This window comes from Streptomyces sp. Go-475, assembly GCF_003330845.1.
Lineage (GTDB): Bacteria > Actinomycetota > Actinomycetes > Streptomycetales > Streptomycetaceae > Streptomyces.
On the sequence record NZ_CP026121.1, the window covers coordinates 7,211,771 to 7,229,606 of the forward strand.

Below are 17,836 nucleotides of genomic sequence, written 5' to 3' on the forward strand. Positions count from 1 at the left end.
CGTGACGACACCGTACGACCCGCAGGCACTGCTGTGGGAGATCGAGCAGCGGACGCGGGGCGTCGTCAGCGGTGAGGATCTCGCCGGGCTGGCCGCGCTGGTGCTGGACCGGCTGGGCTGTACGACGGCCCGCCAGGCGTACGACCGCCTGTACGCGGACTGGGCCGGACTGCCCCGGGGCGGTGTCGCGTCCGGGCTGCGGGCCGGTCAGGTGCTCAGCCTGCTCCCGCTGCTGCGGCTCGAAGGGCCGCTCGCCGACGCGCGGCAGGAGGAGGAACTGTGGCAGGCGATGTGGGAGCACGGGCCGGCGGACGAGACGTGGAAGGCGAACGTCGTCGTCAAGCACAGCGCGTGGGGCCTGCGGCACCTCACCGACCCCGAGCAGCTGGAGGCGGCGCTGGCCCGGATCGAGCGGGCCCGGGCCGCGCACCCGCCGGGCACCCGCATCCGCGAGAACCTGGACATGGCCCATGCCGGGCTGCGGACCTATCTCGGCCAACTGGGCGGCGGTGAGGACGATTTCGACACGGCCGTCGACGACATGGCCCGGCTCGCCGAGTCCTCGGACCTGACACCGGACCAGCGTCTGGTCATGGCCGCGCAGATCGCCCTGCTCCGCATCCACCAGGCCTTCCGCCGCGCGGACGAGCCGGCCCTGGCCGAGCAGATCCAGGTTCTCGAAGCCGCCCTCAACCGGCTGCCGGCCGACCACATGGACCGGTTCGCGTTCGAGTCGCACCTGGAAGCCGCCCGGGGCTCCCTGACCTACCTGCGGGCCCAGCGCACCGGCCGGTTCGAACCGGCCGCCGAAGGAGCCGACGCCGCGACGCCCACCCAGGAGATCCGGCGCCGGATCGCCACCCTGCCGGTCAACGCCCAGGCCGACAAACTGGCCGAAGCGGCCTTCGCGGTGGGACAGCGCGCCCTGCTCGCCATGGACCACCAGGGGATGCTGGAGTCCCTGGCCCTGCGGGAGGCCGCGCTGGACCTGCTCGAACCCGACGACGACCGGTGGATCCGCGTCGCGGGCGGGCTGGGCGTCAGCCACTGCGTCATGGCCGACCTGGAGCTCGCACCGCCCGCCGACCGCGCCCTCCACCTCGACCAGGGCATCGCCTGGCTGCGCCACACCCTGAGGCTCACCGGCGGACCCCACCACCCGCTGTGGGGCGGCACGGGCTTCAACCTGGCCAAGGCCTACCGCCTGCGGGGCGACGCGCACGCGCACGACAGCCGCGTCAGACGCCTGAACTACGACGCCTCCCGCCGCGTCGGCCTGGAGTGCCTGCGCGCGGACGCCTGGAGCTCCCTGCTCCAGTCCGGTACGGCCCATGCCGCGCAGACCGCCCGGATGGCGGGCGGCCAGGCCCTCGACGTGGCCCGCTGGTGCCTGGCCGACGGGGCCCACACCGACGCCGTACGGGCCCTCGACGCGGGGCGCGGTCTCGTCCTGCACGCGGCGACCGTGGCCACCACCGTGCCGGACATGCTGAGGGAACTCGGCCGGCCGGAGCTCGCGCGGGAGTGGCAGGACGCGGGCAGCGTGCCCGAACTGGGGGAGGAGATGCTGTTCGCCGCGCAGACCGCGGTCGCCGGGCCCTCCAGCCGGCTGCGCCGACGGGTCCTGGAGGCGCTGGCCGGCTCCCCACGGCACCAGGCACTGCTGGACGTGCCCTCACCCGCCGACATCGGCAACGCGCTGCACGCCCTGGGCGCCACGGCACTGGTCTACCTCGTGCCCGGCGACGGGGCCGTACCCGGACTCCTCGACTCCCGGCCCGGCTTCCGGTCCGACTCCGGCGCGGCCGTCGTCGTCACCGCCGACGGCACCACCCGCTCCCTCGACCTGCCCGACCTCACCCTGGACGCGCCCCCGCTCACGACGTACCGCGCCACCGGCACCCCGGGCCGTGCCGCCGACGGCCCGCACGACGCCGGGGCGGCCGCGGGCCGGGGGACGGGCATCCCCGGCGCCGCCACCCGCGCCCCGGACAGCGGCACGGGCTTCCCCGACAGCGGCACCGGATTCCCAGGCAGCGGCACCGGCTTCCTCGCCTCCGCGATGGGCGCCCCGGGCACCGGTACCGGCCTCCCCGGCCACGCCACCCCCGCCCCCGGCCGCGACGCCGGTGGCCCGCTTGGCGCCGAGTCGCCGTCCGGGCCCGCCCCGAGCCCGGAGGCGAGTCGGCACGCCCTGGAGGAGCTGTGCGCCTGGGCCGGTACGGCGGCGATGCGACCCGTGCTGAGCCAGCTGCCGCGCGGCTTCGGCCGGGTGCCCTCGCTGGTGCTCGTCCCCATGGGCGACCTGGGTGTGGTGCCCTGGCACGCGGCCCGCGTGCCGGGCCGGCGCCGCTCGCACGGATACGCCTGCGAGGAGGCGGCCATCTCCTACACGCCCTCCGCCCGGCTCCTGTGCGAGGTGGCCGCCCGGCCCGCCGCCGGCACCCGGCAGACCCTCGTCGTCGGCAACCCGACCCGCGATCTGCACCACGCCGGCGAGGAGGCCGAGGCCGTCCACCGCGTCTTCCACCCGGACGGCGACCTCCTCGGCCCCGGCACCGCCACACCCGCGGCCGTCACCGACTGGCTGCGCCGGCAGCGCGGCGGACTGCTGCACCTGGCCTGCCACGGCGTGGTGCGCCAGGGGGAGCGGCACAGCGCGTATCTCGCCCTGTCCGGCGGGCGGTTGGCCGCGGAGGAACTGACCGAGGGCGCGACCCGCTACCGCGGCCTGGACCTGGTGGTGCTCGCCGCCTGCCGCACCAACGTCTCCGGGCACGGCTACGACGAGGCGTACAGCCTGTCGACCGCGTTCCTCGTCGCGGGCGCCCGCTCGGTCATCGGCTCCCTGTGGCCGGTGCCCGACGAGGCGACGTCCCTGCTGATGTACATGACCCACCACTTCATGAGCCGGGAGGGCCTGCCGCCGGGCCGGGCACTGCGCAGCGCCCAGTCGTGGATGCTGAACGACCGCCGGGAGGCGCCGCCCGGCATGCCGGACCGGCTGCGGGCCCGGGTCGGCGACATCCGCGGCGACGACCTGACCGCCTGGGCGGGCTTCACCCACCTCGGCTGGTGACGGCTCCTCACACCTCCGTGCGGACGACGACCTGTGCCGTCCCCCACCGGCCCGCCCCGTACGCCGGACCGCCCGCGTCCCGGCCGCCCTCGGTGCCCGCCCCGACCAGCCGCAGCAGACCGCCGTCCCCGCCGGCCGGCGCCGGGCTCAGGCGCGCTCCGGAGGGCGCGGCGGGGGACCAGGCGGGCAGCCGGAAGGGGGCGAGGTTCAGTTCGTCCTCCGCGACGATCACCTTCAGCCAGTCCCGGGTGAAGGCGCCCGGCACCGGTGCGCGCCCCTGTGGCAGCCGCAGCCACACGGGCTGCCCGCGCCGGGCCCACCCGGCCCTGCCGTCCCCGATGAACTCGCCCTCGAACAGGTGCGGGGACGAGCCGTAGCTGTCCGTCAGGTCGAGCAGGACCGCCCACAGGTCGCGCCCGGAGGAGTTGTGGATCCCCACCCGCACCTGCGGCTCCCGGCCGTCGGGCGCGTACCCGCAGACGATCTCGCCGTCCGCCGCGTGCCGCAGGCTGCCCACCGGCGTCTCCTCGACGGTGATCCGCACCAGCGACGACAGCAGCGGATCGGGGTTGGCGAGATCCCGGATGTGGTGCCAGCGCGCGATGTGCGCCAGGCAGTCGGCGACGCGCGCCGCGTCCGCGGGGGAGCGCAGCGGCAGGTCCGGCACGGGATGACCGGCCCCGCCCGACACCCGCGCCCGGCCGCCCCCGGCCGCCACGCGCAGCCGCAGGAGGCCCGCTTCCGCGGATTCCGGGGAGGGCCCGTCCGACGCGAGGGCCAGCGCGGGCACCGCCTCGACGGCCTCGGCGACCATGCGCACGGCGACCGCCTCACCGGACAGCGCCACGACGGCCGGCGGGAACGCCAGCGCCGACGGGGTGACGGCATGCGCCAGCCGCTCGTCCTCGGCCGTCGGCCGCCAGCCGACCGGGTCCACCAGGGCCGACTCGGGGCGCACCTCCCGCACCACCACCGCACGCGCCCCGGCGTCCCCGAGCAGCGCGAACTCGGCGCCGGCCGAGCGCAGCCCGTGCGCCGCACCGCAGTTGACCTCCCAGCCCCACGGCGTGTGCCGCAGCAGGAAAGGCGAGGCCGGCACCGGCTCGCCGGACAGGAAACCCCCGTCCTCCGGCCCGCGCAGCTCGGGATGCTGGAGCAGGCTCAGCGCGCGCACCCCGCCCTCAGCGAGCGCGTGCACCTCGCCGTACGTGGCCGAGGGGCCGAGCCGGTCCAGCGCGCTCAGCAGCGCATGGCTGAAGCACCCCCGGATCCGGCCGTCGAGGAAGTGCTCGTACGCGCGCTCCTGCGGCCGGCACGCGGCCAGCAGCACGTGCCGGCCCGGCTCGGGCCCCTGCCCTCCGCCGTCGCGGGACGTCCCGCGCCACCACGGCTGCCAGGGCACACCCCGCACCGCGGCACCCGAGGGCACGCCGCCGTCCTCCCGCGTCGCACCGCCCGAATGGCAGCAGTCCAGCACCGCGACGACATGCGTGCCGCGCGCGGCGAAGCGGTCCAGGAGCGCGCCGAGTTCGGTGTCCCGCAGCACCGGCTGCCCGCCCGGGACGAGGCTGTCGTGGCACACCAGCGCCTGGGACCAGCCGGTGGCCTCGCCCGGATCGGCGGTCGGGCTCTGGCTGCCGTGCCCGGCGAACCACAGCAGCGCGGTGTCGCCCGGGCCGCTGCGCCCGAGGTGCTCCTCCAGACCCGCGAGCACGGCCGCCCGGGTCGCCCGGTCGTCGTACAGCGTCCGGATGCGGACCGGCGGGCCGCTCCTGCTCCGCAGCCAGCTCTCCGCGGCCCGCACGTCGTTGACGCAGCCGCTCAGCGGCCGTCCCGGGTAGTCGTCGATGCCCACGAGCAGGGCGTACACGGTGCGCATGCGCTGATCCTTTCAGGCGTGCCCCCTTCGCTCCGCGGCCAGTTGACCAGGACGTGGCGATGGCTGATGTTTGTGCCGCCTGCAGCACCACGCGTAACGGAGGGAACACGCACGTGAGTTTCGGGGGACCCACCAACCCGTACCAGCCGCCGAACGGCGGACCCTACCCGCCGCCTCCGGCCACCGGCCCGTACGTGCCGCCCCAGCCGGGCCCGGTTCCGTACGGCCCTCCGCCGCCCCAGCCGTACCCTCCCCAGCCCTGCCCGCCGCCCCAGCCCTACCCGTACGTGCCGCCAGGAGGGCCGGGCTCCCGGGGGCCGGGGTGGGGCGGCCCGCGCGGTGCCGAATGGCCGTCGGTGCGTCAGCTGCTGCGGCGGGGGCAGGGGCGGATCTCCGGCTGCGTGTGGCTGGTGCTGCTCGCCCCGTGCACCTGGTTCACGATGGTTCCGCTCGTGGCGTGCTACTCGTTCGCCCGCTCGGCCCGCGTCCGCGCCCACCGGCTGTTCCCGCCGCACGGGCACCGGGCCGTCGACGACCGGCAGGTGCTGCGCGTGCAGAAGGCCCGGGCCTGGATCGCGGCCGTGATGTCCCTGCTGCTGCTCGCCGTGTACGGCACTCCGGAGGACGCCGTCGAGGCCCGCGAGCTGTACCTCATGCGGCTGGCGGTCACGCCGCCCCTGTTGCTGCTGAGCGCGCCCGTCGTGATCGCGGTGCTGTTCCGCTGGGCGTCGGACCAGACGCGGTCGGCCATGCGGGTACGGGTACGGGCCGCGCTGCGGTCGGCCGGCTGGTACATCGGCGCCGTGACGGCCCTGCCGCTGCTCGGCGGGGCGATCGTCCTGCTCGGCCGGGAGCAGGAGGCCTCCTCCGGGTCGCCGGGCGCCGCCCCCTGGCTGATCATCGCGGCGGCCCTGCCCCTGGTCTGGCTCCTGTTCTTCGTCGGGTTCGCCACCGGCCCGGCCATCCGCACCGGCTTCAACACCGCGGCCGTGCACCTGGCGCTCCCGGCCCTGCTGACGGGCACGCTGGTGTGGGAGTTCACGGTCATCAGCCTGCTCGCCGGCGGTCTGCCGCCCGGCCCGCCGGTGATCCAGGTCCTCGCCGTCCTCGGCGGTCCCGCCTCGGTGACGGCGGTGGCCTGGTGGGAGATCCGCCGCCTGCGCGCCCGGCACGGGGTGACGCTGCGCGCCTGACCGCACGGGCCGTCAACTCCGCGCCGGCACATGGCTGTCGGCGCGGACCCCTGGCACATCCGCGCCCCGGCGCGCCCGCGACCGTGATTACGTAAGGCCCATGACTGCGATCAGACTGCTCCTCGTCGACGACGATCCGCTGGTGCGGGCCGGGCTGTCCTTCATGATGGGCGGGGCCGACGACGTCGAGATCGTCGGCGAGGCCGCCGACGGCGGCGAGGTGGAGGCGCTCGTCGACCGCACCCGTCCCGACGTCGTGCTCATGGACATCCGGATGCCGACGGTGGACGGTCTCACGGCCACGGAGCGGCTGCGGGCCCGCGAGGACGCCCCGCAGGTGGTGGTCCTCACCACCTTCCACGCCGACGAGCAGGTGCTGCGTGCGCTGCGGGCGGGCGCCGCCGGTTTCGTCCTCAAGGACACCCCGCCGGCCGAGATCCTCGCGGCGGTACGCAAAGTCGCGGCGGGCGACCCGGTCCTGTCGCCGACCGTCACCCGCCAGCTGATGCGGCACGCGGCCGGCACCGCCGCCGACACCCGCCGCACGCGCGCCCGCGCGCGCATGGCCGTCCTCAACGACCGCGAGCGCGAGGTCGCCGTCGCCGTCGCCCGGGGCCTGTCCAACGCCGAGATCGCCTCCGGGCTCTTCATGAGCGTCGCCACCGTCAAGACGCACGTCTCGCGCATCCTGGCCAAGCTCGACCTGAACAACCGGGTGCAGATCGCCCTGCTCGCCTACGACGCGGGGCTGCTGGACGAACAGGAAGAGAGCTGACCGCCCGCCGTCACGGGTGGGCGGGCGCGGCCCCGCCGGGGATCTCCGCGAGGCGCACCGGCCTGCGCTCCCGGCGCGACATCTCGCACGCCTCGGCGATCCGCAGCGCCTGCAGGGCCTCGCGCCCGTCGCAGGGGTTGGCCCGCTCGCCCCGGACGACCTCGACGAACGCGTTCAGCTCCGCCTCGTAGGCCGGGCCGAAACGCTCCAGGAAGCCCGTCCAGGGCTTGTCCGCGGCCGGTGGCCCGGTCGGCTCGGTGGACGCGATCGGCGTACGGTCGTCCAGGCCCACCACGATCTGGTCGCGCTCCCCGGCGAGTTCCATGCGCACGTCGTAGCCCGCCCCGTTCAGCCGGGCACCCGTGACCGCCGCGAGCGTGCCGTCGTCGAGGGTGAGCAGCGCGGCGCCGGTGTCGACGTCGCCGGCCTCGCGGAACATCGCGGGCCCGGCGTCCGACCCGGTCGCGTACACGTCCGCCACCTCCCGGCCCGTCACCCAGCGCAGCACGTCGAAGTCGTGGATCAGCGTGTCCCGGTACAGCCCGCCGGACACCGGCAGCCAGGCGGCCGGCGGCGGCGTCCGGTCGCTGGTCAGCGCCCGCACGGTGTGCAGCCGCCCCAGCCGGCCCGCGCGCACGGCCTCGCGCGCACCCGCGTACCCCGGGTCGAAGCGGCGCTGGAAGCCCATCTGGAGCACCGTCCCGGCCGTCTCGACCTCGGCGATCGCGCTCAGCGTGCCCGGCAGGTCCAGCGCGATGGGCTTCTCGCAGAACACCGGCAGGCCCGAGCGTGCTGCCCGACCGATCAGTTCGGCGTGGGCCGACGTCGCCGTCGTGATCACCACCGCGTCGACGCCCCAGCGGAAGATCTCCTCCACCCCCGGCGCCGCCGTCTCACCCAGCCGGTGCGCCAGTTCCTGGGCCCGCGCGGGGTCCGCGTCCGTGAGGATCAGGGAACCGACATCGCGGTGCCTGCTCAGGGTGTTCGCGTGGATCGTGCCGATGCGGCCCGTACCGATGACGCCGATGCGCATGAAAACAAAGTGCGGGCCCGACCCGCCCCTGTCAATCTGTATGTCCGGACAATCTGACTACACAACTTCCCGTCAACAACGCACGGAGCTACGCTCGGCCCGTGCCGAAACCAGAAGTGGACCCGACCGTGCAGCTCGAGCTCAGCGTGGACCGCAGCTCTCCCGTGCCGTTGTACTTCCAGCTGTCCCAGCAGCTGGAGGCCGCGATCGAGCACGGCACGCTGACCCCCGGCAGCCTGCTGGGCAACGAGATCGAGCTCGCCGCCCGGCTCGGCCTGTCCCGGCCGACCGTCCGCCAGGCCATCCAGTCGCTCGTCGACAAGGGCCTCCTCGTACGCCGCCGCGGCGTGGGCACCCAGGTCGTGCACAGCCAGGTCAAGCGCCCCCTGGAGCTCAGCAGCCTCTACGACGACCTGGAGGCGGCGGGCCAGCGCCCCGCCACCAAGGTCCTGGTCAACACGGTCGTCCCCGCCTCCGCCGAGGTCGCCGCCGCGCTCGGCGTCGCCGAGGACAGCGACGTCCACCGCGTGGAACGCCTGCGCCTCGCCCACGGCGAGCCCATGGCCTACCTCTGCAACTTCCTGCCCCCCGGCCTGATCGACCTCGACACCGGCCAGCCTGGAGACCACGGGCCTCTACCGCCTGATGCGGGCGGCCGGCATCACCCTCCACAGCGCCCGCCAGTCCATCGGCGCCCGGGCGGCGACGGCGGAGGAGGCGGAACGACTGGCGGAGGAGGCGGGTGCCCCGCTGCTCACCATGCAACGCGTCACGTTCGACGACACGGGCCGCGCGGTCGAGTACGGCACGCACACGTACCGTCCGACGCGCTATTCCTTCGAGTTCCAGCTGCTCGTGAGGACGTGAGAGGACGGTCCGCACCACCCCTCTGCACCGCACCCTGCCGTCCTGTGAGGCAGAATCGGGCGCGATGAGCACCTACCGCGACTTCACCGCCCCCATCGGCTCCCGCCGTGCCACCGTGCTCCGCACGGTCGGCACCCGGGAGCGCCGCTCACACCTGACGGCCCCCCGCGTGCCCACGGTCGGCATCGACATCGGCGGTACGAAGGTCATGGCGGGCGTCGTCGACGCCGACGGCAACATCCTGGAGAAGCTCCGCACGGAGACCCCGGACAAGTCCAAGAGCCCCAAGGTCGTCGAGGACACGATCGCCGAGCTGGTCCTGGACCTCTCCGACCGGCACGACGTGCACGCCGTCGGCATCGGCGCGGCCGGCTGGGTCGACGCCGACCGCAACCGCGTGCTGTTCGCCCCCCACCTGTCCTGGCGCAACGAACCCCTCAGGGACCGCCTCGCCAGCCGCCTGTCCGTCCCCGTGCTCGTCGACAACGACGCCAACACCGCCGCCTGGGCCGAGTGGCGCTTCGGCGCCGGCCGCGGCGAGGACCACCTCGTCATGATCACGCTGGGCACCGGCATCGGCGGCGCGATCCTGGAGGACGGCCAGGTCAAGCGCGGCAAGTACGGCGTCGCCGGCGAGTTCGGCCACATGCAGGTCGTGCCCGGCGGCCACCGCTGCCCCTGCGGCAACCGCGGCTGCTGGGAGCAGTACAGCTCCGGCAACGCCCTGGTCCGCGAGGCGCGCGAACTGGCCGCCGCCGACTCCCCGGTCGCGTACGGGATCATCGAGCACGTCAAGGGCAGCATCGGCGACATCACCGGCCCGATGATCACCGAGCTGGCCCGCGACGGCGACGCCATGTGCATCGAGCTGCTCCAGGACATCGGCCAGTGGCTCGGCGTCGGCATCGCCAACCTCGCCGCCGCCCTCGACCCCTCCTGCTTCGTGATCGGCGGTGGCGTCTCGGCCGCCGACGACCTGCTGATCGGCCCGGCCCGCGACGCCTTCAAACGGCACCTCACCGGCCGCGGCTACCGCCCCGAGGCCCGCATCGTCCGCGCCCAGCTCGGCCCCGAGGCCGGCATGGTCGGCGCCGCCGACCTCGCCCGGCTCGTCGCCCGCCGCTTCCGCCGCGCCAAGCGCCGCCGTGTGGAGCGCTACGAGCGCTACGAGCGGTACACGCAGTCGCTCCGCAGCTCCCAGGAGACGCTGTGACCGCCTCCCTGCCCCACCAGGGCCCCTGGCCCGACGACCCGGACCGCCCGGTCGAGGACCGCCGCCACATGATCCGCCGCAGGGCGCTCACCCTGCTGATCATCGTGCTGCTCATCGGCATCCCGGCCGGTTACCTGGTGATCTCCGCGAACCAGAGCCGCGACAGCGGCAAGGACAAGGAGGCCAAGTACTCGGCGACCGGCCTCACCGAGGGCTGGCCCTCCAAGCTCCAGCGCCGCATCTACCAGGTGCCCGTCCCGCACCCGGCCTGGCACGTGGCGTACTACGAGACCAACAACTGGAAGACCAGCCGCCTCTACACCCAGTTCGAGACGAACGCGGCCGGCCTGGACGCCTACCTGACGGGCCTCGGCATGACCCGCGAGGACCTGAAGAAGGGCGACATCACCATCGGCGCCCGCGACCGGAAGGTGACCGGCTGGAAGTTCCCCGGCGGCGACGGGTGGTACGGCTTCGTCCACCGGCAGAAGAACCCGGCCCCCACGCACGACGTGGTCGTGGACCTCTCCAACCCGGCGTACCCCTGGGTGTACGTCGTCTCCCGGACCGTGCCCTGACCGCTGCGGGGGCCGAGTGCCGGGTCCCCGCCCCGACCCGCCGCCGGGGCGGATCGTCAGACCCCGCCCCCACCCGCCGCCGGGGCCGATTGTCAGACCCCGCCCGTAGAGTCGGAGACAACTGATCCGACAGGCGGGCGGGAGGTGGCAGGACGTATGGGTGACACGGCTGCGGTGGCCGAGCGGGCGGGGGAGCCGACGGCCCCGGTCCGGCTCCCGGCCGTCTTCCTGCCCGCGCCCCTGCCGCGCCAGGGACGCATCGCCTTCTGGGACCCCGAGGGCGAGCCCCTGCCCGCCGAGGACACCGAGCTGACCGTCGTACGACGGCACGGCGCGGGAGTCCGGCGGCGGACCGCCCCGGCGCTGACCCTCCCGCTGGAAGCGGCCCTGCCGCTCCTGGTGCGGGCGCGCCACGACCCGGCGGCCCACCCCGCCACGGCCTGCTGGGGCGCGGCCGCCCTGCACGCCCTGCGGCTCACCGCCCGCGGCCGGCTCCTGCCCGGCCTGACCGCCACCGGCCACGACGCCTGGCGCGCGGGCCCCCTCGACCCGGACGACATCGCCCACCTGCGCGCGGTCGCCGCCGCCCTGCCGTACGAAGGGCACGCCGTGCCGCTGCCCGGCCCGGGCCCGATCCGCCTGCCCGAACCGGAAGCGCTGGTCCGCGCCTTCCTGGACGCGGTCGCCGACACCCTGCCCCGCACCCCGGCCGCACCCCACACCACCGGCCGCCCCTTCGCCGCCCGCGAGGCCCAGCACCTGCCCGGCGCCCAGGACTGGGCCGCCGAGGTCGCCGCCGGCATGGACGCCGGCGTGCGCATCTCGCTCCGCCTCGACCTGTCGGCGTACGACCTGTTCGACGACGCCCTGGACGGCGGGGCGCGCAGCGCCGGCGCGGCCGTCGTCCAGGTGCACAGCCTCGCCGACCCCACCCTCGTGGCCGACGCGGCGGCCCTGTGGGCGGGCGAGACCGACGACGCCTTCGGCCCCCGCGCGCGGGTCGACGCCGCCCTCGCCGTCCGCCGCGCGGCCCGGGTGTGGCCGCCCCTGGACCGGCTCTCCGAGCAGGACGTGCCCGACGTGCTGGCCCTGAGCGAGGAGGAAGTCAGCGACCTGCTCGGCATCGCCGCCACCCGGCTCGCCGCGGCCGGTGTCGCCGTGCACTGGCCGAGGGACCTCGCGCAGGACCTGTCCGCCACGGCGGTGGTCCGCCCCGCGCCCGGCTCGGCGACCGACGGCACCGGCTTCTTCGAGAGCGAGGACCTCCTCCAGTTCCGCTGGCAGCTGGCGCTCGGCGGCGACCCGCTCACCGACAGCGAGATGGACGCCCTGGCCGAGGCCCACCGCCCGGTCGTCCGGCTGCGCGACCAGTGGGTGCTGGTCGACCCTGCCCTCGTCCGCAAGGCCCGCAAGCGCGACCTCGGGCTGCTCGACCCCGTCGACGCCCTGTCCGTCGCCCTCACGGGCACGGCCGAGGTGGACGGCGAGACGGTCGAGGCCGTCCCGGTCGGCGCGCTGGCCGCCCTGCGCGACCGCCTGACCAGGGGGATCCGCCCGGCCGAGCCGCCCCCGGGCCTGCACGCCACCCTCCGCGACTACCAGCTCCGCGGCCTCGCCTGGCTCGACCTCATGACCTCCCTCGGCCTCGGCGGCTGCCTCGCCGACGACATGGGCCTCGGCAAGACGATCACCCTCATCGCCCTGCACCTGAAGCGGGCCCGCCGCGAGCCGACCCTGGTGGTCTGCCCGGCCTCCCTGCTCGGCAACTGGCAGCGGGAGATCAACCGCTTCGCCCCCGGCGTCCCCGTCCGCCGCTTCCACGGCCCCGACCGCAGCCTCGCCGGCCTGGACGGCGGCTTCGTCCTGACCACGTACGGCACGATGCGCTCGGCGGCCCCCGCCCTGGCCGAGCAGGCCTGGGGCATGGTCGTCGCCGACGAGGCGCAGCACGTCAAGAACCCCTACTCGGCCACGGCCAAGGCGCTGCGCACGATCCCGTCCCCCGCGCGCGTGGCCCTCACGGGCACGCCCGTCGAGAACAACCTCTCGGAGCTGTGGGCCCTGCTCGACTGGACCACCCCGGGCCTGCTCGGGCCGCTGAAGTCCTTCCGCGCGCGGCACGCCCGGGCCGTCGAGACCGGCGAGGACGAGGAGGCGGTCGAGCGCCTGGCCCGCCTGGTCCGGCCCTTCCTGCTGCGTCGCAGGAAGTCCGACCCGGGCATCGTGCCCGAGCTGCCGCCCAAGACGGAGACCGACCACCCGGTCCCGCTCACACGCGAACAGGCCGCGCTGTACGAGGCGGTGGTCCGCGAGTCGATGCTCGCCATCGAGACGGCCGAGGGCATGGCCCGGCGGGGCCTGGTGCTGAAGCTGCTGACGTCCCTGAAGCAGATCTGCGACCACCCCGCGCTGTACCTGAAGGAGGAGCACGTCCCGGCCGGAGACCGGCACGCCACCCGCTCCGGCAAACTCGCCCTGCTGGACGAGCTGCTGGACACCTTGCTCGCCGAGGACGGCTCCGCCCTGGTCTTCACGCAGTACGTGGGGATGGCCCGCCTGATCACCTCCCACCTGGCCGGCCGCGCGGTCCCGGTCGACCTCCTGCACGGCGGCACGCCGGTCCCGGAGCGGGAACGCATGGTGGACCGCTTCCAGGCCGGCTCGACCCCGGTCCTGGTGCTCTCCCTGAAGGCGGCGGGCACCGGCCTGAACCTCACCCGCGCGGGCCACGTCGTGCACTTCGACCGCTGGTGGAACCCGGCCGTCGAGGAACAGGCCACCGACCGCGCCTACCGCATCGGCCAGACCCAGCCCGTCCAGGTCCACCGCCTCATCACCGAGGGCACGGTCGAGGACCGCATCGCCGAGATGCTCCAGGCCAAGCGCGCCCTGGCCGACGCGATCCTCGGCTCCGGCGAGTCGGCCCTCACCGAACTGACGGACCGCGAGCTGTCCGACCTGGTGTCCCTGCGGAGGACGACATGACGTCCCGCCCCGCCGACGAGGCCCGCCGCGCCCTGCGGGCAGCCCGAGAGCGAGCGCCCCAGCCCCCGCGCTCGACGCCCCCTCCACCACCCACTGCCGACCAGGAGACACCCCGCCCGGGGGACGTGGCACGCGAGGCGCTGCGGAGGGCGGTGTCCGAGCATCGGGGGAGTGGCTGGGGTGGCGAGGACCGGGCGGGCGAGCAGGGTGCGGTCGCGGGGAGCGGCTGGGGTGGTGACGGCCGGGTCAGCGGGCAGGACGCGGTGGAGGACGCCGGTGCGTCTGAGGACGCCCGTGCGCCCGAGGACCCCGCTGCGCCCGAGGACGCCCAGGCGGTGGGGGCGCCGCCGGAGCCGGCAGCGCCTGGCGATCCGCAGGAGGGCCGCACGGGGGCCGTCCCGGCCGACGCCCACCCTGGGGAGGAAGCCGAGCAGGCCTCGACGGCCGGCCGTGACACCGACGGGCCCGGGCCCCGCGCGGCGGACGTCGCACGTGAGGCGCTGCGCGCCGCTCGGGACGACGCGCGGCGGGCCCGGGAGGAGACCGAGCGGGAAGGGGCCCGGCGGAGGCGCCGGGCCCGGCAGAGCGCCGTGGACGACAGAGCCGCGGCCGCGCGGCGAGCGCGGGACCGCGGCGCCGGTGGGTCAGTGCGTGACGTACGCCCGTTGCTGTCCGGCGCTTTCCGACTGCCGGGCCTGCCGGATGCGACGCCTGACGACCGGCCCGACGCGCCCCCCGGCGACCGACCGGGCGCGACCCCTTACACCCTGGAGGGCTTGGCGGACGAGGCCGGTGATCAGGAGCCCTGGGGGAGTGGGCCCGTGTCCGGCGACCACGTGCCCCAAGACCCCGCGTCGGAGTCCGGCGACCCAGTGTCGGCGCCCGGCGCCTCCGAGTCGGAGTCCGGCGCCTCCGGGTCGGAGTCCGGCGACCCCGGGTCGGAGTCCGGCGACCCCGGGTCGGAGTTCGGCGCCCCCGCGTCCCGGCCCTCCGTGCCGGCGTTCGACCCACCGTCGGACGCCCCGGAGTCCGACCCACCGTCGGAACCGGCTCCGACGTCGGCCTCCACCCGTCCCACCCCCCACACAGCCCCCCGTTCGATGGCCGCCCCCCACCGCGACAGTGACCTCCGTCGTACCTTCCCGCCCTTCCCGGCCCGGGAGGGCGAGACCTTCGCCGAGAGCTGGTGGGGGAACGCCTGGGTCGGTGCGCTGGAGCAGGGGGCGTTGGATGCCAAGCGGCTGGAGCGCGGGCGGGGGTATGCCGAGCGGGGGCATGTCGACGCCATCACGGTGACGCCCGGTCTCGTCCTGGCCTACGTGCGCGGCAGCCGCCCGCGCCCGTACCGCGTCCAGCTACGGCTGCGCACCCTCGGCGACACCGACTGGGACCGGTTCCTGGACGCCGCCGCCGACCGGCCCGGCCACATCGCCGCGCTGCTCGACAAGGAGATGCCGCAGTCCCTGGCCGACTGCGGCGTGCCCCTGCTCCCCGGCCCGGGCGACCTCGAGCCGCGCTGCAGTTGCCCCGACCGCGGCCACCCCTGCAAGCACGCCGCCGCCCTCTGCTACCAGACCGCCCGGCTGCTCGACGCCGATCCCTTCGTCCTGCTCCTGCTGCGCGGCCGCGGCGAACGCGAACTGCTCGACGCGCTGTCCCGGCTGAGCGCCACCCGCGCGGCGCGCGCCGCCCAGGACCGTAAACCGGCCCCGACGCCCGGGGTACGGGCGAGTGACGTCCTCGCGCCGCGCACCCTCCCGCCCCTTCCGGCGCCGCTGCCCGCGCCCCCGCACCCCGAGCAGCCCCCGGCCTACCCGGCCGCCCCCGGCGGCCCGGATCCCTTCGCCCTGGACCAGCTGGCCACGGACGCCGCCGCCCGGGCGCACGCCCTGCTCACCACCGGCCGCGACCCGGTCGGCCAGCTCACCCTCTGGCAGGACGCGGTGCGCTTGGCCGCGGCCCGTCCCGGCTCGGGCCTCACCGCCGGCACCCGGGCGCTCTACTCCTCCCTGGCCGCCGCAGCGGGCCGTACGCCGTCCGACCTGGCCCGCGCGGTCGCGGCCTGGCGGCAGGGCGGGCTGGAAGGCCTCGCCGTACTGGAGGAGCCGTGGGACCCGCCGGCCGGGCGGTTCGACCGGGCCCGGCCGCTCCTCCTCGCCGCCGACCTGCCCGCGTTCCGGCCCTGGCGCAACCACCTCACCCACCCCCGGGGCCACGTCCAGCTCCGCCTCGGCCGTGACGGCCTGTGGTACGCCTACGAGTCCGAGCCCGGCCAGGACGACTGGTGGCCGCGCGGCACCCCGGACCTGGATCCGGTCGGCGCACTGACGGGCCTCGGGTTTTCCGGCGAACTCTGAGGGGCCGCCTGTCGACGGGTCAACTCCCCGGCGGTTCAGGCACGATCTTCCGAGAGGCCGGTTCAGTGCCTGTTTGCGATCCCGGGTTTTGAGTAGCTTTGTGCCCTAAGCTGGCTGAGTGTCCGAGGATGCCGGGCAGGCTGTGGAGCGTGCGTGCGTGGGGTGTGGGAGTCGGCTGAGGCCGGGTGCTCCGCCTTGGGCGAGGTTCTGCTCTACGGCGTGTCGTGCCAGGCAGTGGCGTCGGGACCTACGGTTGCGCAAGCGGGTGGCTGCGGAACTGGGTGGCGCCGGTCGTGCCGAGTGCCCCGAGCGGGACAACTTGGGTCGCGAGGGTGGACCGCCGTTCGAACGCGGTCTTGCGTTCGTCGCGGCGGCCGGCCGGGTCGTCCCCGGGATGCGCGACCGCCAGCTCGGCGACGACGAACGCGTGATCGTGCACGAGAACGTCGCACGCGTGAGGGCGACGCCGGACTGGATCGAGACGGCCGTGGACACCGGCAAGGTCGACGTCGACGGCGAACTGGCCAAGCTCCTGCAGGGTGAATGGCCGATGCCCCGTGCCTCCGAGCGCAGATCGCCGGCGGCCCAGCGACACGCCGACACCGTCCGGTTCGTGCCCTTCGAAGCCCGGCCGGCCGGACTGACCTTTGTCCAGCTGGTCAGATCCAGGGAACTCTCCCCTCACCAGACCCGCGCGGGGCTTGCCTGCCTGCGGGACATCATCACCGAACGCGGCTGGCCGCCGCTGATCTGGACGAAGAAGGACGGCTACAAGTTCTGCGCCGACCCCGTCGAACTCCAGGCATACGAGATCGCGATCATCCGGGGCAAGCTCACCGAGATCCGCCGGTTCATCACCGGAACCGTCGCCCCGCACGCGGCCCTCCAGCCCAAAGGCCGGTGGATCAAACACCTCAACACCCAGCTCAACTCGGTCGAGTCGACACTCGACGTCATCGCCGACTACACCGACGCCGACGCCCGCCCCCGTCTTTGAGGGAGGCAACGATGCCGCGCAGGCGCTGCTACCCCTCTGACACCTGGGACGACGAATGGGCGCTGATCGAACCACTGCTGCCGGTCCCGGCCTGTGAGCCCCCGGCCGGCGGCCGTCCGGAGAAGCACCCCCGCCGGGCGATCGTGGACGCCATCCGCTACGTCGTGGATACGGGCTGCAAGTGGAGGGCCCTGCGCAAGGACTTCCCGTCCTGGCGCACGTGTTACGGGTTCATGGCCCGCTGGGCCGCCTGCGGCGTCATCCGGCAGATCCGTGACCAGCTCCGCAAACGGATCCGCCGCGAGATGGGCAAGGCGCCCGGAGCGGTCGCCACCGTCATCGACTCGCAGTCGGTCAAGGCCGCCGAGACCGTCGGCAAGGACTCCCGCGGCTACGACGCCGACAAGAAGATCAACGGCCGCAGGCGACACCTGGTCGTGGACACCAAGGGCCTGCCGCTCTTCGTCATGGTCACCCCGGCCGACATGACCGACCGCACCGCGGCCAAGGAAGTACTGTTCCGGCTGCGGCTGATGCACCCCGAGATCACCATCGTCTGGGCCGACTCCGCCTATGCCGGACAGCTCGTCGACTGGGCGAAGACCTTCCTGGGCTTGACGATCAAGACCGTCAGCCGGCCGAAGAACGTCCCCGGGTTCGTCGTCCTGCCCCGGCGCTGGGTCGTCGAACGTTCGCATGCGTGGGTCATGCATGCCCGCAGACACGCGCGTGACTACGAACGGCTCGTCCAACACTCGGAATCGCTCATCACCCGCCGAAGCTCTCGCAGGAGCGGACAGCCGGCCTCCCGCGAGGCCCACCGCGACCGATCCGATCGGCACTGACGGTCAGCAGTGCCACCGAGAAGTCACCGGGTCCT

General features: G+C 74.9%; 11 protein-coding genes and 2 pseudogenes. 11 read left to right on the top strand and 2 right to left on the bottom strand.

Annotation, left to right across the window (positions count from 1 at the left end):
- The first annotated feature begins 1 nt into the window (after position 1).
- On the top strand, positions 2–3,079 hold the full coding sequence (locus C1703_RS39950) for a CHAT domain-containing protein (RefSeq protein ID WP_232840664.1): 3,078 nt from the start codon (positions 2–4) through the stop codon (positions 3,077–3,079).
- A gap of 7 nt (positions 3,080–3,086) precedes the next feature.
- Here the strand turns inward: C1703_RS39950 and C1703_RS32890 are convergent, their stop codons facing one another.
- Positions 3,087–4,958: a caspase family protein gene (locus C1703_RS32890; RefSeq protein WP_114256249.1), complete on the bottom strand. Its 1,872-nt coding sequence runs from the start codon at positions 4,956–4,958 to the stop codon at positions 3,087–3,089.
- A 356-nt stretch (positions 4,959–5,314) separates the two neighbouring features.
- On the opposite strand from C1703_RS32890, the gene C1703_RS32895 reads away from it, so the two are divergent.
- Positions 5,315–6,151, top strand: a complete 837-nt coding sequence (locus C1703_RS32895; RefSeq protein ID WP_232840665.1) for a hypothetical protein — start codon at positions 5,315–5,317, stop codon at positions 6,149–6,151.
- A gap of 100 nt (positions 6,152–6,251) precedes the next feature.
- Entirely contained in the window at positions 6,252–6,926 is a 675-nt protein-coding gene (locus C1703_RS32900; protein WP_114256250.1) for a response regulator transcription factor, read from the top strand.
- A 10-nt stretch (positions 6,927–6,936) separates the two neighbouring features.
- Here the strand turns inward: C1703_RS32900 and C1703_RS32905 are convergent, their stop codons facing one another.
- Entirely contained in the window at positions 6,937–7,959 is a 1,023-nt protein-coding gene (locus tag C1703_RS32905; RefSeq protein ID WP_114256251.1) for a Gfo/Idh/MocA family oxidoreductase, read from the bottom strand.
- A 128-nt stretch (positions 7,960–8,087) separates the two neighbouring features.
- Between C1703_RS32905 and C1703_RS32910 the strand changes: the two are divergent.
- The 8 genes and pseudogenes from C1703_RS32910 to C1703_RS32945 all read left to right on the top strand — a co-directional run bounded on the left by C1703_RS32910 (position 8,088) and on the right by C1703_RS32945 (position 17,801).
- Positions 8,088–8,826: pseudogene (locus C1703_RS32910) on the top strand (GntR family transcriptional regulator).
- Between the two features lie 64 nt (positions 8,827–8,890).
- Positions 8,891–10,039 (top strand): ROK family glucokinase, encoded by a 1,149-nt coding sequence (locus tag C1703_RS32915; RefSeq protein ID WP_037759848.1) that lies wholly within the window; start codon positions 8,891–8,893, stop codon positions 10,037–10,039.
- Entirely contained in the window at positions 10,036–10,617 is a 582-nt protein-coding gene (locus C1703_RS32920; RefSeq protein WP_114256252.1) for a sugar kinase, read from the top strand. Before C1703_RS32915 ends, C1703_RS32920 begins: the two co-directional genes overlap by 4 nt.
- A gap of 156 nt (positions 10,618–10,773) precedes the next feature.
- Positions 10,774–13,602 carry a DEAD/DEAH box helicase gene (locus C1703_RS32925; protein WP_114256253.1) on the top strand — a complete coding sequence of 943 codons (2,829 nt, stop codon included), beginning with the start codon at positions 10,774–10,776 and terminating at the stop codon, positions 13,600–13,602.
- Complete coding sequence (locus tag C1703_RS32930; RefSeq protein WP_114256254.1) at positions 13,599–15,959, top strand: SWIM zinc finger family protein; 2,361 nt, start codon at positions 13,599–13,601, stop codon at positions 15,957–15,959. Before C1703_RS32925 ends, C1703_RS32930 begins: the two co-directional genes overlap by 4 nt.
- A 358-nt stretch (positions 15,960–16,317) precedes the next feature.
- Positions 16,318–16,503 (top strand): annotated as a pseudogene (locus tag C1703_RS32935) (DUF6192 family protein); the annotation flags it as partial.
- Between the two features lie 6 nt (positions 16,504–16,509).
- A complete protein-coding gene (locus tag C1703_RS32940) occupies positions 16,510–16,956 on the top strand; it encodes a RacP protein (protein ID WP_114257705.1) in 447 nt (148 codons plus the stop codon).
- 11 nt (positions 16,957–16,967) lie between these two features.
- Positions 16,968–17,801, top strand: a complete 834-nt coding sequence (locus tag C1703_RS32945; protein WP_114256255.1) for an IS5 family transposase — start codon at positions 16,968–16,970, stop codon at positions 17,799–17,801.
- Positions 17,802–17,836 lie beyond the last annotated feature (35 nt).

Bases quoted from the DNA above. Each gene is read 5' to 3' on its own strand.
- C1703_RS32940 (WP_114257705.1), top strand. From the start codon at position 16,510: ATGCCCCGTGCCTCCGAGCGCAGATCGCCGGCGGCCCAGCGACACGCC.
- C1703_RS32905 (WP_114256251.1), bottom strand. From the start codon at position 7,959: ATGCGCATCGGCGTCATCGGTACGGGCCGCATCGGCACGATCCACGCG.
- C1703_RS32900 (WP_114256250.1), top strand. From the start codon at position 6,252: ATGACTGCGATCAGACTGCTCCTCGTCGACGACGATCCGCTGGTGCGG.
- C1703_RS32915 (WP_037759848.1), top strand. From the start codon at position 8,891: ATGAGCACCTACCGCGACTTCACCGCCCCCATCGGCTCCCGCCGTGCC.
- C1703_RS32890 (WP_114256249.1), bottom strand. From the start codon at position 4,958: ATGCGCACCGTGTACGCCCTGCTCGTGGGCATCGACGACTACCCGGGA.
- C1703_RS32930 (WP_114256254.1), top strand. From the start codon at position 13,599: ATGACGTCCCGCCCCGCCGACGAGGCCCGCCGCGCCCTGCGGGCAGCC.
- C1703_RS32945 (WP_114256255.1), top strand. From the start codon at position 16,968: ATGCCGCGCAGGCGCTGCTACCCCTCTGACACCTGGGACGACGAATGG.
- C1703_RS32925 (WP_114256253.1), top strand. From the start codon at position 10,774: ATGGGTGACACGGCTGCGGTGGCCGAGCGGGCGGGGGAGCCGACGGCC.